Raw genomic sequence first — 15,656 nt, forward strand, 5'->3', positions numbered from 1 at the left:
TCGCCGGCGAGGCTGGCAAAGATGCGGTCGAACACGCCCAACCGGCTCCAGCGCATAAAGCGGTTGTAAAGCGTCTTGTGTGGACCGTAGTCCTTCGGCGCATCCTTCCACTGCAAGCCGTTCTTGATCACGTAGACGATGCCACTGACCACGCGCCGGTCATCGACGCGCGGAACCCCATGCGGCAGCGGGAAAAACGGCGATATCCGCGCCATCTGGCACTCACTCAACAAAAACAAATCACCCATCGCAGCCTCCTCAATGGAGACTGTGAATCACATCTAAAGCCAAATTAATAGGTCCTGAACCTAGTGAAAAGGCCTCCGGCATCCCAAGACCGTACACGTCTCCGGGGCTCGGGAGTATTTTTGTAACCGCCGCATCTATGCTGAATAAATTACGCTTCGCCGTAAATTTTACAGATTCAACACTCTGAATTATCTTCAAAAAATCATCTACACTTTTATAGAAATTCTTTATCTCGACCTTCTTTCCGATCTTGCTTTTTAAATAATGTGCAATAAATGACTTCTTCTTTGCATCGGATATATACAGGCATTTTTCTTTGTCATCATACAAGCAGAATAACTGCTTTGACAGCTCCACCTGATCTTTCGATCTTGGGTTGGCCTCATCAATACCTAAGGTAAGATTTGCAACATCTTCGCTATATGACGTCTTGTCACCATACTTGAAACTTGACCACCAATACGTACTACTATCAGAAAAAATCTCTACCTTATACACGCTGTGACCATGCAAGTACCTATGGCTGTCTTCCCCCACAATTGGAGAAAAATCAGACATGCTCGCGGTTTTCTCGCCAACAATCAGATGCATTGCAGAAAACTCCAACGCCATCCCAAGCACCCCGTCTCAGCCATCCACATTATGGCGAGACTGGGGCGCTGCTATGATTCAGTCAAGCTAGCTGAACCGGCAACCTATCTATGAGCCGATGTTAGTCAGAACAGATAGTGAACACAAGTCGATTCGGCGGGCCGCATCATGACGCCTCCCCCTTGTCACCGCGAAGCGTGCGTAAATCGCCGTCCGTCAACGTCACGTTCAGAGCCTTTGCGAGCTTGACGATTCCGGCAGGGGTAAACTTCAACGTCTCGTTGATCCCCTCACTACCGTCAGGCTTCTCATATATGGTCGCCTTGTTCGTAGCGTAGCCAGCCTTGCGCTTGTCGGCATATGCTAAGAGCCGCTTGCTGCCGGTCTGACGATAAGCCCAGCCGTTTCGTTGCAACCATGCGACGAACTTGTTCTGTGTGGTCTGAAGCATGGCGACTGCCTGGCGGAGACCGAACAGGTCGTCAGCACCAGCGATCCGGTCGAGGGCGTCGACGTCCTCGCGCATGTCGGCGATCTGCGCGTTCTTTTCCTCGATCCGTACTTTCTGGTGCTCGATCTGTGCAGCCTGATTGGCAGCGAGCATCAGGGCTTCGGCGAAGGTCTGTGGGATGGGGAATTCGGGTGCAGCGGGCTTGGCAGGCTGCTTCACCGCTTCTTCCAGTTCCATCCAGCGGTCTATGATCTTGGCGCGGAGGTCGACGCGGTAGCCGGAAACGAGGATGAGGGTTTCGCGCTTGGGGAGGTTGAAGACCGGGTTCGACTTGCCGGAGGCGTCTTTGTAGCTGCCAGCAAATTTGCTGGCAGTCCCTTCGCCCAGCGTTTCCAGCATGTTGCGGATGTCACGGAGAACGTCAGCGTGGTTCTTGATCGTCAGCTCGGCAATCTCCCGGCTCGACATGGCGAGCGGTTCGCCAGCGGTCGGCGTGAACAGCGACAGCTCATTCTGTGCGGCGGCGACCGGCTCCTTGTTCGCCTCGCGCTCCTGCTGGATGAGTTTGTATGTCTCCCGGCCAGCCGGCAGCGGGCATACCCAAGTGTGGATCGCCTCAATCTCCGATGCGCGATAAGCAAACCGCGCGCTGTGGTCGACCGACTCGACGTAGATCAGCACGTCTTCCGGGGTGCGGGCGTTGGCGGTGTCGCCGAACCTCACGTTCGCGGGCAGGTTTTCCGACAGGATGTACACGACAACTTGGTGATCGCCCGGCCCCAGCGTTTCCGGCCGACGCCACAACGCCACGGCGTCTCTCTTCCTCGGCGGGATAACCGTGCTGAATACTTGCCTCTCAACTCCTTGAAACATGGGAACTTGATGGATGCCGTCCGACTGGATGGCGTACTGCTTCGGCAGTTCATGGGGGACGATGTCGGTTCGGCGGTGCGCTACAGGCGCGCGTGTGCTATTGGCGGGGATAGCCATTCTAGCCTCCTACATAGGCTTGATCGGTTAGGGCAAGCTTGGTGCGGGAACACCTTGCTTGCCCGCTTAAGTTACACAACTTTGTCATGCCGTCAAGGGCATTGCGCATGTTGTGTAACTGGACTATCTTCCGCGTATGTCTGGAGAACTGAAATCTGTGCGCCTACAAATGGTCATCGCCCCCTCTCAGGTGGCGACCATAGACGCTTGGCGGAAAGAGCAGGATGATCTGCCATCACGGTCAGAAGCCATCCGCCGGTTGATTGATCTAGGGATAGAGACTGCGAAGGAGCGCGCTCAACAAAAAGCCCCGCCGAAGCAGGGCTGAAAGATCACGCTAAAGGCGTGCGTGTGATATTCGCGAAGTCGGACGCATTCAAGCTTGCGAACGAGAACGTGTAAAGCATGGTGAACGCCCGGCCCGTGCTGCATGATCCTTAAAATTTCTGCTTTACTGCCACACATTTATATTCAAGCGCCTTGCCACCTTTAACCGTCAATCGCGCGTCACCTGTCAGCCTGTCTGCAACAAACTCCCAATCCCACGCTGCCCCCCAGCCCCCCGAAAAAGACAGCTTATCGACGGTAGAGAAGAAGTTGGTAATCCCACCCGAATGCCCGTCCAACTCTTGCCAGCGCTTTGTGACCCCGACCAAAGCGGCGCTGCCCGTTGGGGCGGATAAGCCATACCCACCATCAGGAGCACAAGGCGTCAGATCCGCGACAAAATCGCCCGAAATGCAACTCACCATGTCACCGAATGCCTTATGGTCGCCAAGGCTTAAGACAATTTCCGGTGCCCCTTTTCGCTCGCAGCGGATAACCCGATCCGCCGATTGCACCACATCGCCGCGGCTCTCCCCTGGCTTCCATGCGCAAATCTCGGCCTCTTGGTTCTTCCAGCATGCGCCATCTGGCCGCATTCTACCCAACCGACCGCTCGGCTTCTGGCTGCCTGGAAACTCGTTGTAATAGCCGAGCGACTGTCCACTAGGCTCGATATTGATAATTGCGAATCGGTCGCCGGCAGTAATCTGAAAGCTGCCCTTCCGAATATCTGGACCGGGGGCGATAGGGCTGAAGTCGCACGGGCCGTCGATCAGTATCTCACCGCGAACAGCGAGCATACAATCAGCGGGGCGCGCGATAGCTTCCCCTGCCATAAATGCTCCCGCAAAAATAATAGCCCGCTTCACCCAACCCACGTCACAATCCTTCCCACAGAAACAATACAGTACCATTAGCCGGCGGACCTGTCGTCAGCATAGCATAATCAATTATCGAACTGCGCTCGCGACGTTCCGTAGAAATCCCTGATTTACCCTCATTTGCACTCCCGCAAACTGCTCTGCTGCCTCGCGCGCATCGCTCATACCCGTTATGTTCACATCTGTTTTCGGATTATAATTCATCACCGTTGACCTATTGAAGACGCTCGGGTCGGGGGTCAAGGGGCGCGCGTCCATCATTGCCGCAATGTTGTCATTCGCGCGGGCTAGGCCGCCGCTTTCGGCGTACCCAGCGAGAGCTTGACTTGCCTGCCGAACGGCATCCAGAAGCGTGGCGTGCGGCTTACTTTGCTGTTCAGGTTGCGGCTGCGCGTCGATCTTTTGCTGATGCTCTCTCTGAAATTTCTCCAAATACTTATTGTATCGCCTGATCAACGTTTGCGCATTCTGCCCCTGTTCAATACCTCCAGGGAGGCTCGTCCACTCGCCCCTAAGCGCCCTGCCAATCCCCGCAATGGTCTCGGGATCGCCCGAGCGAAGGTCGTCGTGCAAATTCCGCCCCGTGGCTCTTTTGTATCTCGTTCTCGCTAGGTACCATGCCGCCTTATCTTGATTGGGAGGGGTGAACTCCTTCAGGCCCAGCGCATTTGCAGCGCCGTCCCATGTTCCTTTTAGCATTTGAAAGAGGCCAGCGGCAGAGCTTGTTCTTCCGGCGTTTGGCCCGCGCCTGATAGGAACGTCTACGCGAGGATGATCTGCATAAGAACTGAATCGACGCCCTCCGTACATGACGTTGTAGGCTGGGGATTCGCTTGATGCAATCGTGGCGAGTAACGCCTTTTGCTCCGGTGTCTCCACTCCGGAAAATGGCACATAACCCGACGCGTCGACTGCTGGTGACGTGCCCGCACCCTCTCCCCTCTCCTTCCCTCCCAACCACGATGGAGCATTACGCTGCCACCACGTTCGGTTATCGCCTCCTTCACCACCGCTCGCCGGCTTCCCTCCCCCTTCTCCAAACCCAAGCTTACCCTTTGCCCAATTCCAGGCTCGGCCAGCCGGGCTTGCATTCCATGCCGACTTCTCCGCTGCCTTTCCTTCATCAATGCGCTGCTGGATCTTGTCCGTGGATTGCTGGCGGTATTCTTCATCAGTCGCGAGCTTGTATGAATCGTATCCAGCGAACGCCCCCAGAGCGACGCCGCCAGCACGGGCCAGACCGCCAAACAGACCAAGAAGGCCCATCCTGCCGCCACCGCCCCTAGCGAGGTCTGTAGCCCCTGCCCCGACCTTCAGAAACGCCCCCAAAATATCCGTCACCCATTTACCGGCGACATAGGCGGCAAACCCGGTGAATGCGATTTGCAGCGCCCCGATGCCGCCAATTTCATCCCCGCCCAATTTCTTGAGCCAGTCAGAAACCGTAGCGAGGGTGTCTTTCAGCTTCTGGATTGTGGGTTCCCACTTTGCCCAATCAACGAGCCCGACCTCGCCCGTCTCCTTCCACCGCTTGTAATCCTGATACAGCGTGACAAGTCCGGCCGCCGCCAGCGCCAATAATCGTATGGGCGAGGACAGCAGCCATACCGCGCCGGCAAGCCCTCCGATCATAATCATTGCGGCCTTCACGGCAGGGTCCAGATCATTGAAGTTGACGATTGCATCGAGGATCATCCGCGACATGTCGAGGACGCCCTTGGCAATGTCGCTGACGACACGGGCGATTTTGCTGCCATGCTCGTCGAGGAACTCCGTAAACTGCTTGATCTGCGGCCCCAGCTCCTTGTTTAACGAGTGGACGATCTTATCGGTAATAACCGAAATGGATTCGCCCATGCTCCGCCAGTGGCCCATGAACTCCTTGGCGGATCGCCCTGCCTCATCGGGATCGAGCCCGAGCTTTCGCAACTTGGAGTTGTATTCAGCGATGTACTTGTCGAGCGGTTCCAGCATCGCCTGAAAGGTGCTTTCATCGATGCCGAACCGCTCAGCAAAAGCGCGAGCGTTCGCGTAGGGCATCGTGCGAAACTTCTCGCCCAGCGCCTTGAATGTCGCAGCGGTGTCGTTGAGATTGACGCCAGAGCCTAGAAAATGCTGGAGAACACCCTTTCCGCCCGGATTGTCCCGCATGAACCGGGCGAGGTTTTCCATCGACTGCCTTGCGCCGGAAGCCGAGCCACCGACCTGCTCAACGGCATAGCTGATCCCCTTGATCTTCCCGGCAGACGATCCAAGCCTGTCCGACGAATAGGCCATTGCCTCCATTTCCCGAGACAGCCGGGCAGTGGCAGCCGTCACGGTCGCTGCCATGACCTGTACTGCCGATCCGAGCGCAAGAGCAGTCTGCGTCATGCTCTTGACGCCCTCGACAAATTTCTTCGCACCAGCCTCATCAATCTTGAAGCCGAGGGCGACGAGGAACTCACGAATGACGTTGGGATTATCGGCCATGGTGGTTATTGTCCGATCTGTTTTGCGCAAATTTGAACACAAAAATATTGACGCAAGCCCCGCCGTTGTGTATAAATATACACAACAAAGGAGCGCTGTTCATGACTTCCAGCCGGGACATCATCAAGCAGATAGAGGCCGATGGCTGGTATTTGGTCGGCACCACAGGCTCGCACCATCACTACAAGCACCCGACGAAGCCGGGAAAGGTGACGGTGCCGCATCCGAAGAAGGATCTGCCGAAGGGTACGCTCCTATCGATCAAGAAGCAGGCGGGGCTCAAATAGCCCCACTAGGAGGTCTCAATGCGATACGTGGCATTTATTCATAAAGACCCGGGCAGCGATTACGGCGTCAGCTTCCCCGATTTTCCCGGCTGCATCTCAGCGGGGTCTACGGTTGATGAGGCGGTGGCCAATGCAATCGAGGCCCTGTCGGGGCATGTCGCTGTGATGGTGGCGGATGGCGATGAAATCCCCCCTCCGCGCGCGCTGGATGGCGTGCTGGCCGATCCGGAGTTTGCAGAGGAGCGCGAGGGGGCAACCTATGTCTACGTTCCGCTGATCCGTGAGAGAGGCGCATGGATCAGGGTCAACGTATCGATGGACTCAGGGCTTGTTGAGGCCATTGATGCTGCAGCAAAACAGCGCGGTCTTACCCGATCCGCGTTTCTCGCAGCGGCAGCGCGGAAGGAAATCGAGGCTGCGGCTTAACGCAGTCTACGTTTTCTTCGCTGCCTCCTGCGCCCGTGCCGAGTTCTCGTCAGAGGCATCCAGCGCCTCGTTCATGATCGCGACATCCACAAGGTCGAGTGTGCCGTCAACGAGGCTTTCGTAACGGCATACTCCCCTCAAGGCCGGCCTCAATAGCCAATCCTCGTGATCGGGCAGTATCACAGGCTCGTAGCTGGGGCCGCCGGTCGTTCTGCGTTCAATCCGGATTGGCCGGCGCGAAAAAAACCGCCGAGATTCCCCTGAATGACCTGGGACACGATGCCGAGAAGCGCCAGCAGATCGATGTCGTCGAACATCATGCGTCTGGCGTTTGCGCTCCATACCGGAGCCCACCCAAGCCCGCCGTCCTGCTGGCGGGACGTAACAGAAAGGCAGATGTCGACGACGTAATCAAAGTCCTCATCGGTCATCGCCGCGACGGCTTTTGTCAGTGGCTCAATCGAGGCCAGATCGGACAATGATCCCGCCTCGGATGCGGATGTAACGCTGACCATCATCGGCGCCAGTCGGCGCACGATATGCGCCTGACGACGGGCATCTATCCGGCCATATCGATATGTATGGCCGCTCGCTTCAAATTGACTGTCCATGCTGGCGGCCCTCAAATTTCCGGCGTGCCGGTGCCGATCTTCTGATCAAGCTGTACGAAATCGAATACCCACTCCATAATCGGCCCGGTTTTGGCATAGCTGTTGGATGGGAATCTGCGGAAAGCGCCCTGTTGGCCGGTAATGCTGTCACCGCGAACGACGTCACGCAGCGAGAACGTATTCCTGCCGTGGTAGGCGCTGGACGATGTCTGATAGTTGTACATGTCCGTCATCTGCGCGTTTGTCGGGCTGGTCTTCAGCAGGCGGATTGTTACAGTGCCAGCGCGGCCGGCATGCAGGTTATGCTGCCCTTGCCCGCCAGCCCCGATCATCATCGTATTTTTGTCGTCTGCCATTTCCACGGTGATGCCCTCTTCGGCAACGCCGGATTCATTCCCGAGGGAAATCGTGGACGTCAAAACAGAACTAAGAGAAATATTCCCCCCAGGCCCAGAAATCGCGGCCTGAATGTCAAGAAAGCTGTATGTTGCCACGCTGAGCCTCCATTATCGATTGATGTTGATCATTACATTGGTGCTGTGAATAGCGCCCGCGAGTTTGGCGGCCACCTGAATCGGAACAGATTTGCGTGCCTCCCGGTCTGCTTGCGCCTGCGTACTGACAGGCGGGGCATAGACATAGAAACCCTTGGCCAGCGTATCCCCAGTGCGTAGCTGGCCAAAGCCGTCAGCGAGCCACACGCCGGGAGCCACAAGGCCATTGTTCACGGCTTGTACCAATGTGGTCTCTATCGTCGTGACGATGCGATGCGTGCCCTCGTCAGTCTGCGGTATCTTCGTCGTGCTCTGATAGAGCAGGTTGAAAACATCCGTCTGTACCGCATCCTTGAGCCAGTCCGTGCCGTGCACTTCATCGAAGAAGTAGCCATTCGCCATCACGCCTTCCTGGATGATGGCTGTATCGTTGGCATAGCGAACGAATACGTTGATGTTCTTGGAGTGCAGCGCAGCGGCCTGAGATTCAGTAAGGCTTTCTGCGACGATGCCCGGCTCCTGCTTGAACTTGAGCGTGATGGTGGTGCGGTTGCCGGTAAAGTCCACGGTAAAGGCGCGGCCATACAACGACGCTGCAGCAAACGGGCTGGATGATGAGTATTGGACAAATGTGTTGCGATAGTTCAGCGCCTTGATGCGGCTGCCGATATCAAGTGCATAGGACGCATCGAGTGACCGGGAGTCCTGCGTTGTGACGCCGAAAATACGGCTGTGGCCTGTGACCTCGATAAACTCAGCTGTCGCGAGAATATCATTGTCGGGCAAATCGCCTGCCGCGATCAACAGGCCATACCACTCCGACGAAACGTCGGCCAAAGCCCGAACGCCGTCGATAAGGGCCTCAGCGTCAGCGCCGTCGACTGGCACAGAGGCATGCGCACTGTCCAATCCGAGCAGTCCCGAGATATCAGTCCCGGTGGAGTGAGCGCTACCGTAGCCAATTTTTGACGAAACACCGCTCGTTGCACTGGTCACATCGAAGCGATTGCTTGCGCTGTCCCAAGTGATCACCGCGCCAGTCAGCTTTGCATTGACCGCCGTCGCAACGCCATTCAGGTTTGTGACCGCTGACAGGTCGACACCTGATACGGTCTTCGGGGCCCCATCAACTGCAATCTTGAACGACCCAGCGGTTACCGCGGTGAACGCGCCAATCTCTTGTTGAGCGACAGACCGAACCCCGCCGTGCAGGACACCAGCCGTCGCCACCCTTGCCCACCGGCCGATATACACCTCTGCCGGGCGCGGAGCCTGGGAGAAAAAGAGGGACGCGGCCTTATACTCTGGCGCGTCAGTGCCAAAATCCTGCGCAATGCCGTCGATAGCGGTATAGCGCCGGATGCGTTCGGCGATATCGATAACGGGCGACGCGCCCGCGATTAAGAGCGCCCCGAAATTGCGGCGCGGGGCCGCCATCGGCGACATATTAAGAGTGACGTTAACAACATTGCTGACTGACAAGCCCTTGGCCATGGTCACTTCTCCACTTCCCAGGGATCGCCGTTGATTGCGCCCTGCGCTGAATTAAGGTTGAGGATTGCGTATTCGCGGGTAATCTCGCGGCGGACACGGATGGTTAGATCTGCACCCCTGATCCACCTCTGCTGCACGAGGCTGGGCACCGATACGACTGCACCGACATCGACAAGGCCCATGTCCCTGAGTTGCAGCGGCTCGCGATTTTGAGCGATCGACAGGCCATCACGGAGGATGCCCGCATAGCGATGGCTGTTCGGGCCGTAGAAGCTCGCAGTCACGCTGACAACCTCGTGCCGACTCAGCGTCGTCGAGCCCTCACCTGCCGAATTGTGGATCTGGACGGCGTTATCGTCCGGCTCTCGGTGGACAATGCCAACGGCCGCCCAATCCGTTTCAGAAGACGGCTGCTTCGGCGGGATCGGCTGCCATCGGGGGCGTACCATCGTCGCAGATAGCCCCGTAATGCCGGCGACCATCTCCTGAAGGAAATCTTCAAGATCATCATCTTCCAGCGGGGACGGTTTTGACGCAGGCGTGAGGTATCCGCCCGTCGCGCTGGTTCTTGCGGACATGGGTGGCCTCGTTGATATTATGGGTTGTGTTAGGGTGAGATCAGGTCGCAGGTTGCCGCGACGAACCCGGCCCCGTACCGCGAATAGTCGTTGACATTGGAAACAGTGTAGCTGCGACCGTTCCAGCTGAGGATGTCGGCGGCGACGTCACCATACCCAGCCGTCAGCTGGAATTGCGTATGGACCATGATCGAGCCCTTGAGCCGCGATCCTGTATCGATGCGATCAAGGATATCGCCGGTATCTGCCGTGACCACGCCGCTGATAGTTGTGGTCTGAGATGTCTCTTTGACGCGGCCATGGCTGTCGACGGATTGCGTCACCCGTGTCACGGCAAGTTCGTCCGCGAACATCGGATCGTTCAAGATGTCCGATACGTCGAGCAGGGGCATTACCGTTCTCCCCTGCCCTTGCTGCCGATGACGTGAGTGATGGATTTGCGAAGCTGCCCGGTGTCGATCAGAGGCTTTTCACTCGTTCTGGGTGCCTTTTTCCGGTTTTTACGCTGATAAAGCGTTCGCTCTGAGAGCGGGGCGAACTCGCCGCTATTGATGACCTTTTTGACCGCATTTTCCGCCGTAATCCCGACCGAAGTCAGAACCTTTGTGACAGCCTCCTTGTCACCTGCCAGCGCCTTCTTTGCGCCGGCCCCCATGCGTTTGGCGATCTTGTCCTCCACGGATTTTATGCCGGGGATCAGAAACGGTCGCGCCGGTATGTTCATGTCCGGCTTGCCGAACTCATGAACATAGCCGATCACAGCATTCGATGCCGGGCCATCCCTACGCCCTGCTTTCTCATCGGGGATGCCAACATATACCTGCTTGTCTGTGAGCCTGCGGATGATTTTCAGCGACTCTTGCAACCGATCTGTAACAATTTTGACGCTCATAGCTGCACTGCCCCTACGCCGATCATTCGGGAGAGCTGAATGAACTGCGCGCCATAAGTGGTGAGATTCCACGCGCCCGCGCCATCGACCGTTGATGATCCTGTATCATAGGAAACGCTCACCTTATCGACGGATTTGGACGACACCACGCCACTGGCTGCCCCCGGCGTGCCGCCCTTCGATGATGACGCCACGGCCTGAGTCTGAAGCGCCAGATTATGGGCCACGAACAGCCCAAGGCCATAATCCAGTAGATCGCCCCATCGATCCACGACCAGCGTCTTCTGCCCTATTCCCACCCAGAACGAGATGCGAGCGTCCGGGAACCGCGTCACGTCACCAAACTCAGGGAAAGCGGCGCGGAACCCGGAGACGTCCATCACGCGACCTCCGCCTCTGCGATGGCGGCAGCGATCCTTTCGTTGCTCCAACGGCCATCGACTTTGACGCCCAGTTCGGCGGCGCGAGCAAGCAAGGCCTCGCGACCGTCCGCTTCACCAGCGGGCAGCGCGGCCTCTGCCTCCAATGCCGGCGCGCTGTGCTCCCCCGACCACCAATGGCCCGCGATATCATCGGTAACATCATGCCCGCCGACCTCGAAACGACGCGTCGTACCGTCGTCCAGCAGGAGGGTGAAAGGCTTTGTTACGTTGATTGTAGCCATCGCCTCAGACTCCGCTGCGGTAGCCGACCGTCTCAGGATACACGACCTCCACCTGACCGATGCGGCCGTAGTACGGCACCTTGACCCAGATGCCCTGATACTGGGGCGCAACGGGCTGAAGCGGAACGATCGGGAAACGCACGAATTCCGGCCGCTGGCTGTACGCAACCATGCGATCTGTAGACGCGCCGGGCAGGAGCGCCTTGTCGAGCCACTTCACCGAGTTGATCTCCAGCGGAATACCGCGCTCCGCCGTCAGGATGTTATTCTCCTTCAGGAAGGCCAAGATCGTGGTGTTCGCAGCCGATGATGCAATCGTGGTCGAGATGTACCCGAACGGCTCAGGAGCAACCAGCAACTTTGTCGGGGGCGACGTATAGCCCGATGCGGCCCAGACCGAAATCAACAGCTCGTTGACGTCCTTGCGGATCTCATCGGCCGTTTTGGTTTTCCACGTCGCTGTTCCCGCAGCGCCGTTAGCGACGTTGCTGGAGTTCGTGACGTGCGTCGAGTTCAGGAGGCCGGTCGCACCGATGTCCGACGACCCAACGTATGCGACCTGATCAAGGTCCATCTGGTGCTTGCGGTTCAGGCCGGCCAGCATCTGCACGTCGATGGGACGCCCCGTCAAGCGGGCAGACTCCAGTTCGGGCACAGTGTACGCCACCTCACTCGCCCACAGCGTCAGCGGAGCGCTGATTTTGCTAATATCGAGCTGGATACGCGGCAGAGTGGTGGTTTCCGCGCCGGCCCATGCGATACCATCCGGCACGACACCGCCGTTGCTCGCGAAGGTGGACAGCGTATAGCTGGTGGAAGTATCGCCGATCTGGACATCGGTGCGCAGGTCAATGTCGCGCTCCCATGTCGTGGCAATCAGCGGCTCATGAACGACCGGGTCGAGCCGCTCAAGCTCACCAATCAGGAATGCACCGGCGCTGTCATAGGTGGCCTGGTCGAAGGTGGTGAATGCGTCACGAGTGTAGAGGGACGGACGCAAGATTGCCGGGGACTTGACAAGCGCCGTCGTCCCCGCGAGGTCACGCGAGTTAAAGGTCATGTATCTCTCCAATGTCAGGGGTGACGACGCCAGGCGTCAGATTCGGTACGCGATTTCGGTCACGCCATTGGCGTCGGCCGGCCCCGTGAAATAGGCGCCAGCGACAGCAACGGTTTCGTTTGCGACGAGCGCCGCCTCGATGTCGCCAACAGCCTTGCCGGTGACGGCCGCCACGCGGACGTATACCGCGCCATTCTTGGCGGCGGTGCCGGCCTTGAGGTTGACGGAGATGTAGCCGCGCCTCAGGATGTCGATGATGCCCGACGCGGGCGGCTCAGCGGCACCAAAGGTATTGGTGACAGACTGTGTGGGGTAAGCGCGGACGGTCAGGCAGTACACGTCCGTAGCGGCATCGCCCGCTTCGAGAGGCTGGATCCTTCCGGAGACCAGCTTGGCGAAAGCGCCGAAGGCCTTGGGGGGCTTTGCGCTGTCAACAATCTGCTGCTCGATCGTCAGACTGTCGGTGCGCGAGACCGAGCCAGCAAAGCCGGCCGGCACCCGAGTTTTGTATGCGACCATGTTATGGACCTTTCAGGTTATGCGCGCTTGGCGCGGCGATCGTTGATGAGCTGCTGATAGCGTTCGGCCGTCATCGGCCCTTGCGGGATATGCCCGCGACTCGGCGCCGCCGGGCGGCTGTTCGCGGTTTTCACCAGCTCCGACGCGGCGCGGAAAATGATCTCTGCGGTGTCGCAACTCATTGCCGCAAAATCGGCCGGCTTACCGCCGAGAACGGCTTCGACGTGTGTGCGCTTGCTATCATTGGCATAGGCAGCCTTGAGCGCCGCAGAGCGAAGGCCACAGAGCGCATCACGCGTGACCCTGCGCTTGGCCCTTGCATCGAACGTGGGGAGCTTGATGCCGGGAGCGAGGATTTCAGCCCGCGCCAGCGTGTCGGTGAAGGCGTCGCGGATAGCGGCGGAATCGAGCGTCGCTTCGCCCTTTTTCTCTTCCTCGCCATCGTCGTCTCCGGTTTCTGCCTTAGCATTCTCTTCGGGGTCATCGTCCGCCGTCGCCCCGCCTTCAAGGCGATCCAGCCGGGCAGCGATATTCGCCAACTGCGTGGTCAGCGCGGCGAGGGGATCAGCCGGATCCGGCTCATCGGCCGCTACCTGCGCTTCCGGCTCGGGCTGCTTGACCTCGATGACGATCTTCTGCGGCTCGTCACCGCCGGTTTCATCCTGCGCGGCTTCAATCTCCTCCTCGAAGGCCGCTTCGTCGTTGGCCTTGAAGGCCGTCCTCATACGGTCCCAGACCGTGCGTGCTTTCTTGGCCACAACGGGCTCCTTGTCCTGGATTGCACATGATGGGCCACAGCGGCCCCGATCCACGAGGGCAACGTGATTGCCCACGATCCTTGTCTGCCGGCCCAGGCCGGGCCGGATTTGCTCGCGCTCGCACTCGTAGCCGCACGAAACCTCGCGCTTGCCTGCGCGCACGTCAGAAATTGCGTCGGCATCAGTGATGAGCAGATCGGCGATCAGATAATCCGACAGCACACCCTCGCCCCGGCGCGGATTGAGCACCGTGCCGATCGCGAGGCTGCGCCATGTCTCCGGCACCACAAAACCGGCAGGATGGTCGTTCGTGACCGGCTTTCCCGCGAATGACAGGATCGCGTCAGGATCGAACAGCGTCTCGGCGTCGCGCTCGACCGTGATCATGCCCCGGCCAGCTTCCGGCTCAAGATCGGGCACCTCTCCGGCTGCATAGAGCATCGGCCCCGTGCGGGCGATACGCACGTCCATGCACAGCAGATAGCCCTCGGGCGTCAGGCGTTGAGATGCGCCGATCTGTTCGTCCACCAGCGTTGCCGGCGCACGGTCTGTCGTCATGGTCATGTCGGTTCTTGGCTCAATAAAAAGGCCCGCCGAAGCGAGCCTGATGAGATGAAGTAATTGTCGCGATTATGCTGCGACGTCGTCGCGCCCAGGTATGTCCAGCGCATACGCTTCCTGCCAGACATCGGCGTGGTACGCTTTCACCGATCCGTAATTCTGATCGAACACGTCGATAGCGGGGATACCCATTTCAATCGAGGCGCGCTTCAGCAGCCGCCAGTTGAACTCCTGCCCATGGTAGAGCATCGACATGCGCTTGACGGTCGCGTACTCTTGAGAACGGTCCAGTTCCACTTCAAGCTTGTTCGCCTTCTTCACCGCTTGACTGGCGGTGTTCATGGCTGTTGCTTCGCGGCGGGTTCCGATCTCGGCCTTCGTCCTCTCCGCCGTCAAAGCACGCTGCTCGGCAATCTGCTTTGCTTCTTCGGACGCCACGAGAGCCTTGAGTGCATCGAGGTAGGTCGTAGGGGCGGCGGGGGCCTTCGGTTGCGCCGCTTCCAGCTCCAGCCAGCGGCGGATGATCTTGAGCCGCAGCGGCGCGTCGTACCCGGCCACGAGCGTAATGGTGAGATCCTTCGGAAGACGGATTTCGGAAATGTAGCCCCGATTGTCGTAAGTGATTGAAATACCTTGATCCCTCAAAACTGAGGAATCCTTCGCCCAGCCGGGTAGCACCGCATCCAGCAGGGCGCGTATATCGCGGACGACGTTATCGTGCCGCTTCTCCGTCAGCTCGGCAATTTCCCTACTCGACATGGTGAGCGGACCAGCACCCGCGCCGACGCCAATAAACGGCGAAAGGGCATTCTGCTGAACCGGGGCATTTTGGATCATTGCTGCGGGCTCCTTTTTGGCTTCGACATGCTGCTGGACAAATTCATGGACATGCTGGCCGCGCTTGAGCGGACCGAGCCATTTGTGGATCGCGAGAAGACCGGCGATCTTGAAGGACATCTGCTGTTTAGTGCTGATCGTCTCGGCGAAGATCACGTCATCAACGCCCGGAGGCGTCGGGCCACCGAACCTCGCACCGGTGGGAATGTCGCTCTTGAGCTGTGCGAAAATAAGCTCCTGCCCCGGCTTCGCGAGGTCAGGTCGACGCCAAAGTAGGACGAGAGTGCCCTTCCCATACAGATCTGTCCGGCTGAATACATGCCGCTCACCGCTCGTGAGCACTTCAGAGTCAGGGCCGGTGATGACGATGGAGTACAGGTCCGGCAAAGTGTTGGGGTCAATGTCGGACGTTTGGTGCGCTACAGACGTGCGCGTGCTATTAGCTTTCGCAGCCATGTCGATCTCCCTAATAGATCGGTCATCGGTTAGGGCCGGTGAGGAAGTTGGCGCTTCC

General features: G+C 58.4%; 21 protein-coding genes. 3 read left to right on the plus strand and 18 right to left on the minus strand.

Translation table 11 applies throughout. The annotated features are described in order from the left end of the window. From FHS81_RS04005 to FHS81_RS04015, 3 genes are all read right to left on the minus strand, one after another. Nucleotides 1-248: transposase (locus tag FHS81_RS04005; RefSeq protein ID WP_183750790.1), on the minus strand; the 248-nt coding region annotated here is incomplete at its 3' end. A gap of 10 nt (nt 249-258) precedes the next feature. Next, nucleotides 259-861 carry a hypothetical protein gene (locus FHS81_RS04010; RefSeq protein ID WP_183750791.1) on the minus strand — a complete coding sequence of 201 codons (603 nt, stop codon included), beginning with the start codon at nt 859-861 and terminating at the stop codon, nt 259-261. A gap of 145 nt (nt 862-1,006) precedes the next feature. Next, nucleotides 1,007-2,281, minus strand: coding sequence for a phage regulatory protein/antirepressor Ant (locus tag FHS81_RS04015; protein WP_183750792.1), 1,275 nt, complete (start codon nt 2,279-2,281; stop codon nt 1,007-1,009). Between the two features lie 136 nt (nt 2,282-2,417). Here FHS81_RS04015 and FHS81_RS04020 point away from each other — a divergent pair, with 136 nt between their 5' ends. Beyond that, nucleotides 2,418-2,609: a hypothetical protein gene (locus FHS81_RS04020; RefSeq protein WP_183750793.1), complete on the plus strand. Its 192-nt coding sequence runs from the start codon at nt 2,418-2,420 to the stop codon at nt 2,607-2,609. Between the two features lie 109 nt (nt 2,610-2,718). Here FHS81_RS04020 and FHS81_RS04025 read toward each other — a convergent pair whose 3' ends face one another. Both FHS81_RS04025 and FHS81_RS04030 read right to left on the minus strand, forming a co-directional pair. Next, nucleotides 2,719-3,486 (minus strand): hypothetical protein, encoded by a 768-nt coding sequence (locus tag FHS81_RS04025; RefSeq protein WP_183750794.1) that lies wholly within the window; start codon nt 3,484-3,486, stop codon nt 2,719-2,721. Between the two features lie 72 nt (nt 3,487-3,558). After that, on the minus strand, nt 3,559-5,961 hold the full coding sequence (locus FHS81_RS04030; protein ID WP_183750795.1) for a lysozyme family protein: 2,403 nt from the start codon (nt 5,959-5,961) through the stop codon (nt 3,559-3,561). Between the two features lie 101 nt (nt 5,962-6,062). On the opposite strand from FHS81_RS04030, the gene FHS81_RS04035 reads away from it, so the two are divergent. Then, nucleotides 6,063-6,248, plus strand: a complete 186-nt coding sequence (locus FHS81_RS04035) for a type II toxin-antitoxin system HicA family toxin (RefSeq protein WP_183750796.1) — start codon at nt 6,063-6,065, stop codon at nt 6,246-6,248. 18 nt (nt 6,249-6,266) lie between these two features. Next, on the plus strand, nt 6,267-6,674 hold the full coding sequence (locus FHS81_RS04040) for a type II toxin-antitoxin system HicB family antitoxin (protein ID WP_183750797.1): 408 nt from the start codon (nt 6,267-6,269) through the stop codon (nt 6,672-6,674). A gap of 6 nt (nt 6,675-6,680) precedes the next feature. Here FHS81_RS04040 and FHS81_RS19135 read toward each other — a convergent pair whose 3' ends face one another. The 13 genes from FHS81_RS19135 to FHS81_RS18665 form a co-directional block, all read right to left on the minus strand. Then, complete coding sequence (locus tag FHS81_RS19135) at nt 6,681-6,815, minus strand: DUF6889 family protein (RefSeq protein ID WP_281374406.1); 135 nt, start codon at nt 6,813-6,815, stop codon at nt 6,681-6,683. Between the two features lie 38 nt (nt 6,816-6,853). Further along, a complete protein-coding gene (locus FHS81_RS04045) occupies nt 6,854-7,285 on the minus strand; it encodes a phage tail assembly chaperone (RefSeq protein WP_183750798.1) in 432 nt (143 codons plus the stop codon). An 11-nt stretch (nt 7,286-7,296) separates the two neighbouring features. Further along, complete coding sequence (locus tag FHS81_RS04050; protein WP_183750799.1) at nt 7,297-7,779, minus strand: tail tube family protein; 483 nt, start codon at nt 7,777-7,779, stop codon at nt 7,297-7,299. Between the two features lie 12 nt (nt 7,780-7,791). After that, complete coding sequence (locus tag FHS81_RS04055) at nt 7,792-9,273, minus strand: DUF3383 domain-containing protein (protein ID WP_183750800.1); 1,482 nt, start codon at nt 9,271-9,273, stop codon at nt 7,792-7,794. A 2-nt stretch (nt 9,274-9,275) separates the two neighbouring features. After that, nucleotides 9,276-9,851 carry a phage neck terminator protein gene (locus FHS81_RS04060; RefSeq protein ID WP_183750801.1) on the minus strand — a complete coding sequence of 192 codons (576 nt, stop codon included), beginning with the start codon at nt 9,849-9,851 and terminating at the stop codon, nt 9,276-9,278. Between the two features lie 29 nt (nt 9,852-9,880). Further along, nucleotides 9,881-10,243, minus strand: a complete 363-nt coding sequence (locus tag FHS81_RS04065; protein ID WP_183750802.1) for a hypothetical protein — start codon at nt 10,241-10,243, stop codon at nt 9,881-9,883. Continuing rightward, on the minus strand, nt 10,243-10,815 hold the full coding sequence (locus tag FHS81_RS04070; protein WP_183750803.1) for a hypothetical protein: 573 nt from the start codon (nt 10,813-10,815) through the stop codon (nt 10,243-10,245). The genes FHS81_RS04065 and FHS81_RS04070 overlap by 1 nt, the downstream gene beginning before the upstream one ends. Next, entirely contained in the window at nt 10,740-11,123 is a 384-nt protein-coding gene (locus tag FHS81_RS04075; RefSeq protein ID WP_183751238.1) for a DUF4054 domain-containing protein, read from the minus strand. Before FHS81_RS04075 ends, FHS81_RS04070 begins: the two co-directional genes overlap by 76 nt. Continuing rightward, nucleotides 11,123-11,407: an STY1053 family phage-associated protein gene (locus FHS81_RS04080; protein WP_183750804.1), complete on the minus strand. Its 285-nt coding sequence runs from the start codon at nt 11,405-11,407 to the stop codon at nt 11,123-11,125. The genes FHS81_RS04075 and FHS81_RS04080 overlap by 1 nt, the downstream gene beginning before the upstream one ends. A gap of 4 nt (nt 11,408-11,411) precedes the next feature. Further along, nucleotides 11,412-12,467 carry a DUF2184 domain-containing protein gene (locus tag FHS81_RS04085; RefSeq protein WP_183750805.1) on the minus strand — a complete coding sequence of 352 codons (1,056 nt, stop codon included), beginning with the start codon at nt 12,465-12,467 and terminating at the stop codon, nt 11,412-11,414. A gap of 36 nt (nt 12,468-12,503) precedes the next feature. Next, nucleotides 12,504-12,986 (minus strand): structural cement protein Gp24, encoded by a 483-nt coding sequence (locus FHS81_RS04090; protein WP_183750806.1) that lies wholly within the window; start codon nt 12,984-12,986, stop codon nt 12,504-12,506. A 17-nt stretch (nt 12,987-13,003) separates the two neighbouring features. Continuing rightward, on the minus strand, nt 13,004-14,302 hold the full coding sequence (locus FHS81_RS04095; protein WP_183750807.1) for a DUF2213 domain-containing protein: 1,299 nt from the start codon (nt 14,300-14,302) through the stop codon (nt 13,004-13,006). 72 nt (nt 14,303-14,374) lie between these two features. Continuing rightward, the gene (locus FHS81_RS18665) at nt 14,375-15,598 is read right to left on the minus strand and encodes a Rha family transcriptional regulator (RefSeq protein ID WP_210281538.1); all 1,224 of its coding nucleotides are present in this window, start codon (nt 15,596-15,598) and stop codon (nt 14,375-14,377) included. Nucleotides 15,599-15,656: the final 58 nt, after the last annotated feature.

It is taken from the genome of Pseudochelatococcus contaminans (assembly GCF_014195635.1).
Classification (GTDB): domain Bacteria; phylum Pseudomonadota; class Alphaproteobacteria; order Rhizobiales; family Beijerinckiaceae; genus Pseudochelatococcus; species Pseudochelatococcus contaminans.